At 38.6% G+C, this 6,897-nt stretch carries 3 protein-coding genes; all 3 read left to right on the top strand.

Features of this window, described 5'->3' with window-relative positions; genetic code table 11:
• Positions 1-141: 141 nt before the first annotated feature.
• The 3 genes from LQZ76_RS06430 to LQZ76_RS06440 all read left to right on the top strand — a co-directional run bounded on the left by LQZ76_RS06430 (position 142) and on the right by LQZ76_RS06440 (position 5,961).
• Positions 142-633, top strand: coding sequence for a MarR family winged helix-turn-helix transcriptional regulator (locus tag LQZ76_RS06430; protein ID WP_230098922.1), 492 nt, complete (start codon positions 142-144; stop codon positions 631-633).
• On the top strand, positions 626-1,345 hold the full coding sequence (locus tag LQZ76_RS06435; protein ID WP_230098923.1) for a metal ABC transporter ATP-binding protein: 720 nt from the start codon (positions 626-628) through the stop codon (positions 1,343-1,345). The genes LQZ76_RS06430 and LQZ76_RS06435 overlap by 8 nt, the downstream gene beginning before the upstream one ends.
• 794 nt (positions 1,346-2,139) lie before the next feature.
• The gene (locus LQZ76_RS06440; RefSeq protein ID WP_230098924.1) at positions 2,140-5,961 is read left to right on the top strand and encodes a beta strand repeat-containing protein; all 3,822 of its coding nucleotides are present in this window, start codon (positions 2,140-2,142) and stop codon (positions 5,959-5,961) included.
• The last annotated feature ends 936 nt before the right edge of the window (positions 5,962-6,897 follow it).

Raw genomic sequence — 6,897 nt, forward strand, 5'->3', positions numbered from 1 at the left:
AGGACTAATTAAGGTTCTGCGAATTTTTTATACTATCTAATAAGCATATGAAGAAACGGTAATACTGATGCGGGGATGTTGACATCTAGTGGTAATTTCGATATAGTTAACTGGTTAATTATTTCTAGTAAGGAGTACCTGATGTCAATTCCCCGCACCGAGATTGTTAATCTCACCACCGCATTGAATGAATTCGTGCGCCAGTATGCTAGTCGCAGTGAACTACTCAATGATGATGGTCAGTTAGCGGTTAGTGATACGCAGGCCCACATTCTGATGTTGCTACTTGATAGTGACGCACCGTTGAGTAATAGCCAGTTAGCGACTTTGATGGAACTAACGCGCCCGGCGATTACTAAAGCGGTCAAAGAACTGCTCAAGCAAGGGTACTTAACTGCCACACCGGCCCAACATGATGGCCGGGTGATGGAATACCAACTCACCGCAAGTGGCCAAACGGTTGCCCAAGAGCACCGCCAACGCCACGAAGCAACGATTAATCAATTAGCGGCCGTCTGTGATAAGTACACCGAACCGGACTTGCAATTGATCCAACAATTTATTAATGAACTCGCGACCCGCGCATGGGAAACTAATGCGCCGCAGCAACGAAAAGGATATCATCATGACTGAAAATATTATTACAGCGCACAACTTAAGCGTTGAATTCCCTGACAAAGTGGTCTTTCGTGACTTGAATATTGAAGTACCGCGCGGGAGCTTCTTGAGTATTGTCGGTGACAACGGGGCTGGTAAGACAACTTTCTTACGGGTGGTCCTTGGCCATTTAAAGCCAGCCGGTGGGGATGTAACCCTCAATCCCAGTCGTAAAGATATTAAGATTGGTTATGTACCCCAATTCCGCAATCTAACGGCGGAATATCCATTAAGTATTAAAAACTTTATCGCGTTAGGCTTAACTGAAAGCAAATTACCATGGTTAACCAAGAATGAAAAAGCTAAGCTCGCCCATATTATAGAAGAAACTGAGCTCACGAAACGCTTTGATGCGCGCCTTGGGACGGCATCCGGGGGGGAAAAGCAAAAAGCCTACCTCGCCCAAGCATTAGTTGAACAACCGGATTTGTTGATCTTGGATGAATCAACCGCCAGCTTGGATAATGTTGTAAAATATGAATTACTCGATCTCGTCACCGACTACCAACGCGACCACGATGTGACGGTCATCTTCGTCACCCACGATCTACCATTGGCGCAAAAATATGCCACCGATTACCTCTTAATCCAAAACGGCCATGCCGTGAATGGTAAAATCAAAGACCTCGACTTAACGAAGCTGAAGATGGCTGACTTGACGGGGGAAGTTAATAGTGAAGTGATGTAGAGAGCGAACCCAAGCGGGAAGGGTCGAGCACTACTGACAATTAGCGAAAGATACGGTCTTGGTATCTTAGCTAATTGACGGTAGGCGGAGTCCCTTGCTTGGGTGAGCTCGTTTTGGCTCTGCTGCCCACCACACACAAAATACAACCTGAAAAGGACTTGCAAACAACTTGCAAGTCCTTTTTTCTATAAATAATCTTCAATTCTCCTTAATATTTCTGCAATAAATGTCACGATTATGTCGAAAAACGACCTAAAATAGCCATTTTTCACGATATCTTAACATTTGCTTAACACATATATATTAAGAATTAGTAAAATTTATTAAGCAAACCATAATTAGTGGTAAACATAGTTTAAAAGCATGTAACAAAATAATAACATTATGTAAGACATTTGTACTAACTTATATTTAGATTAATTCGCTGTGGGGTGAATAAAGTTTCTACATATAACGTTATACGAATTGTTTATAAAAATATAGGTAAATGACGTATTGGCTTCGTATAAATATTGATCCCAATTGGAAGCAGTGGTTGTCATGACCGTTGAACCCAACTAATGATTAGTAAGTATATGTCGAAACGAGCGCATGCTTGCAATACTTCCATCGGGTGGGCTTTGAAATTTCTTAAGAAATTCAAAGTCTATTTTTTAAGGAAGTGTTAAAAGTATTAAGAAAGTATTAACATAACCCCGCAAGTGTTCTTTTGCGCTCGAAAATATTGATAATATATCTTGTACCTTATTTTTATATAAATTCTGTTACTTTAAATAGTTTTGAGGAGATCACCGATGGAAGAAAAACGTCATTACAAGTTATACAAATCTGGTAAGAACTGGGTTGTTGCATCAATCGCAGCAATTACAGTATTAAGCGGTTCTGGCTTAGCTAGCACTGCACTTAACGTGCACGCCGCAACGCCAGTTGCAACTGCAAAATCAAACATTAACTTTGCAGGCTTAAAAGCCCAATTAGTATGGTCAAATGCTAAGGCTTCTAACGCAAGCATTTACTCATCAGCAACTGGTAAGACTTTGGTTGCTAAATTACAAGCAGACATCAAGACTGCTAACGGTTACATTAACAACCCTAAGTCAGCTACACAAGCTAAAGTTACTGCAATCACTACTGCATTGCGTAACGATGGTGTTAACTTGAACAACGAAGTAGCTAACATCTTGAACGGTCAATTATTCTGGTCAAACAAGAAGGTTGCTTCTGACTATGTAACTGCACAAGGTAAGACATTGTTTGCTCAATTGCAAACTCAACTTGCAACTGCAAACTCATACGTTAAGAACCCATCATTGGCTACTCCAGCTAACGTTATGGCTATCACTTCAGCCTTACACCAAACTGGTTTAGACTTGTACGCTTCTAAAGTTACTGACTTAAAAGCACAATTAGTATGGTCAAACGCTAAGAAGGCTGCTGACTACACTACTGAAGCCGGTAAGAAAGCATTTGCTACTTTGACTGCTGATATCAAGATTGCTAACGGTTACGTAGCAGATCCTGAATTTGCTACTCCAGCTGAAATCGCAACTATCACTGATAAGTTGCACCAAGATGGTTTGGACTTGATTGCATCAAACAAAGCTGGTGATGCTACTCAATTGAACAAAGACATTACTACAGCAGCTGCGTTAGTTTCAACTGACTACACTAAAGACTCATTTGCTACTTTCCAAACAGCTTTGACTGCAGCACAAAAGGTTGCTGGTGACAAGACTTCTACTCAAGAAGCTATTGACGCAGCTGACAAGGCTTTGACTGATGCAGAAAACGCATTGGTTAATGTAACTGTTGATGTAACTGTATTACAAGGATTAATTAACCAAGCACCAACAAGTAATGGTACTTCAACACAACACGCTTACACTTCAGTTTCATATGCTACATTTGCAACTGCTTTAGCAACTGCTAAGCAAATTGCAGCTGATCCAAAATCAACTCAAAGTGTAATCAATGCTGAAGTTACAACATTCAAAGCTGCTTTAGGTCAAGCACTAGCAGGACAATCAACTGTTACAACTGGTCTACAAACGGTAACTGGTGCTGATGATAGTCAATTACAAGTAGATTTAGCAACTGCTAACGTAAAATTAGCTAATGCATCTACATACACTACTGACAGTGTAAATGATTTACGTAAGGCAGTTATTGCAGCAAACGGCCTTTACGATGCTACGACAGGTAAAATTGCTGGTGGTAAGACTCAAGCTAACGTAGATGCTGCAGATTTAGAATTGTCAACTAAGATTAACGCCTTAAAGACTAACACTCCAGGTGTTGTTACTAAGGATTCATTGGCAGCAGATATTTTATCAGTTTCTAAAACTAACAACGCTACTGGGGCAGCTATTTCATTGACCAACTTGGATGCAAATGGTAAACCAGTTTATGCTGCTACAGATTTTAATGCATTCAAAGCAGTATATGACAAGGCTGTATCAGTTAACTCTGATGCTACAGCAACTCAATCTGCAGTAGATACTGCAGATTCAAAATTGAAGGATGCAATTAACACTTTGAATAGTAAAGCTAAGTTAAACGGTGCTGTGGATCTTAGTCAAATCAAACAAGATATTGCATCTGCCAAAAACACAATTGCCCTTGCAGGGTCATTTGCTGGTGCAACTGCTAACCGTACATTGGATGGTACTAGTCACGTTTATACACAAGTATCATTTGATGCATTGACTACTGCTTTGGCAAATATTAGTTCACCAACATCAACTAACCAAGTCTTTACAGATACTGATGACACTATTGCTAAAGATGGTATTACTGCAGCGACTGTTACGGCAGCTGATACTGCATTGACAAACGCTATTAAAGGTTTGACTCCAGTAGCATTTGGTATGGTTGATAAAACTCAACTTCAACAACTTGTTAACGGAACAACTCAAATTATTGCTAAGGGTAACCTTGATAATTTAGGTCAACCACTTTACACTAGCGCTTCATTCGCTCAAGTTCAAGTTGAAAATGCTACTGCTACAACGCTTCTTTCAACAGTTGGTGCAACACAAGCACAAATTGATGCTGAATACGCCACGTTGAATGCAATCGTAAATGGTGGCAAAGTTGGTCAAACTACTTACGCTGGATTACAAGCAGCAAACACTCCTGCAACAACTGACGTAACTGCATTGACTGCATTAGTTGCTGATAGCAGTGCTGTGGCTAAAGCTTACAATGCAGGTAAGAATGATGGAACTGCATTACTTAATTCAGTAGCTGTAACATTTACTGATGGTTCATACTCATCATTTGTAACTGCTGTTAAGGCGGCTAATGCTGACCTACAAAAGAACACAACAACTGCTAACTCTGTATCACAATCTGTTATTAATGCAGATTACAATGCAGTTCAAAATGCATATAACGCATTACAAGTTGTTACTAACAAGCAATTGTTAAATTCAACTATCGCTTCAGCAAATGCATACAAAGCTAGCGATTACAGTGCTGCTGCATTTAGTACATTAACAGACTTGATTGCAGCCGCAAATGCAGTAAGTGCTAATGCTCAAGCAACTCAATCTCAAGTAAACACTGCAACAAGTGCTCTTAATGATCAATTAGTTGCAATGACAAGTAGTACAACTGCAGCTTCAGTAGATCAAGTTAAGCAAAGTACTCTTGCTTCTCTTACAGATGACCAAATTAACGCACTTAAAAATGCATTTACTGTAAATGCTGATAAGACTGCTAAATTTACAAGTGCATCTAAAGCTGCTTTTGATAAGGCATACAGTGCAATGAATTCAATTGTTACATTGTCAGCTAGCTTACAAAAAACTACTTCATTAGCTACTTCTGTAACACTTGCACAACTTACTCAAGCAACTACAAACTTAGTAAATGCATACAATGCATTAGTTAAGTTAGATGCTAACTACTCAGGGGTTGATGATGCACAATTGAAGACAATTATTGCTTCAGCAAGTGCATACAATGCTAGTGATTACACAACTACTTCATTTAAAGCTCTCTCAGATGCGTTGACACAAGCAAACACTGACGAAGCAAACGGTATTACTGCTAAGCAGGTTACTGATGATTCAAAAGCATTGAGTGATGCTATCAAGGGACTTGTTCCAGCAAACAAGATTGTTCTTCAAAATGTAATCTTGAAAGCTGCTGCTATTGCTAATGATGGAAATGATAAAAACACACCTGTTGCTATTGCAGCTGCTGGTTCAGTAACGCTTCCACAAGCTGTAAACTACAACAATGATTTAGCTGTTGCATTGAAGACATTTAAGGATTCATCAGCTACTCCAGCTCAAATTTCAAGTGCTGCTTCTAACTTACAAGCAGACATTAATGGTTTGGCAGGAATGACTGTTACTCCTAAGAGTCAACAACCAGCACCTGCTACTAACAAGTCAATGACTTATGTTTTAGCTGGTGGTGACGAAGATGCCAAACTTGCCGCAACGTCTTATTCAGGTGCTGACCAAACTACTACAGTAATTGCACCTAAAGGATACACATTTGCTAAGGGTACAGGATACAGCTTATCTGATGATAAGAAGACTGCAACTGTTCCAGTTGTAGATAAAGCTACAATTACTTTTAACATTGCTAAAATTGCAGGATAATTTTTGGTTCTAAGTTAAATGATACTGATGGACTTAAAAATTGAATAAATACGTTTATTCGGTTAAGCGACTAGCTCGAGATTCGAGCTGGTCGCTTTTTTTGTAATTCAAAGTGGAAAATGTGTTTTAAAATGCGATTAAAATTCGTTGGTGGAAGTTATTGAAGTTACGGAAGCCATAGTTGATTAATTAATATAATCAATCAACTTAAAGGACCGCGTGCGAGTAATAAGATAATGTTAATTAAAAAATCCCCTCGATTTAATCTAATTCGAGGAGAATACATGTATGTGAATGTAGGAATCTATTATTTTAAAAATCAGGTATTTGGTAGCAATAAACCTAGATTATTAATAGTTTCAGCAATATGAAGCATAACAATATTGGCAGTACCTTCATTGAAAGGTACATCAGTGTGCGTGAGGGTAGCTATATTACCGAATTTTCAATTTCTTTTGGAAAAATCTATGTATCATCGGTAATTGATTGCTTTGCTGGCATATTGTAAACTGATCAATCGATGTCAGTCCATCTGTAGAACTTGCCAATACGATGCTTCAAAAAGCATTGAATATATGACGTGATTACGGAACACCTATTATTCATTCTAATCGTTGGGCTCACCATCGCTATCCTAAGTGATTTAAATTAATTGATGAGTATGGTTTAACTAGTTGATGAGTATTGTTTAACTAGCTCAACGTCTAAGAAAGGATTTACATCAGCTATGTGCAGGCAGAAAGTTTTTTTGGTCACTTAAAGACGGAATTTTTTTACAATCAAAATTGGCAGGGCAAAGGACTAATTAAGTTTATGACTGAACCATGTGACTGCTAAACTAAAGTGAGCCATTTTTAGTCAATAAATGTATACCAAAAATAATCAATAACATTGAGCCACCTCAATCAATTAAAATTAAGAGTATTTAATTTTAAT

It is taken from the genome of Periweissella ghanensis, assembly GCF_918814755.1.
GTDB lineage: Bacteria > Bacillota > Bacilli > Lactobacillales > Lactobacillaceae > Periweissella > Periweissella ghanensis.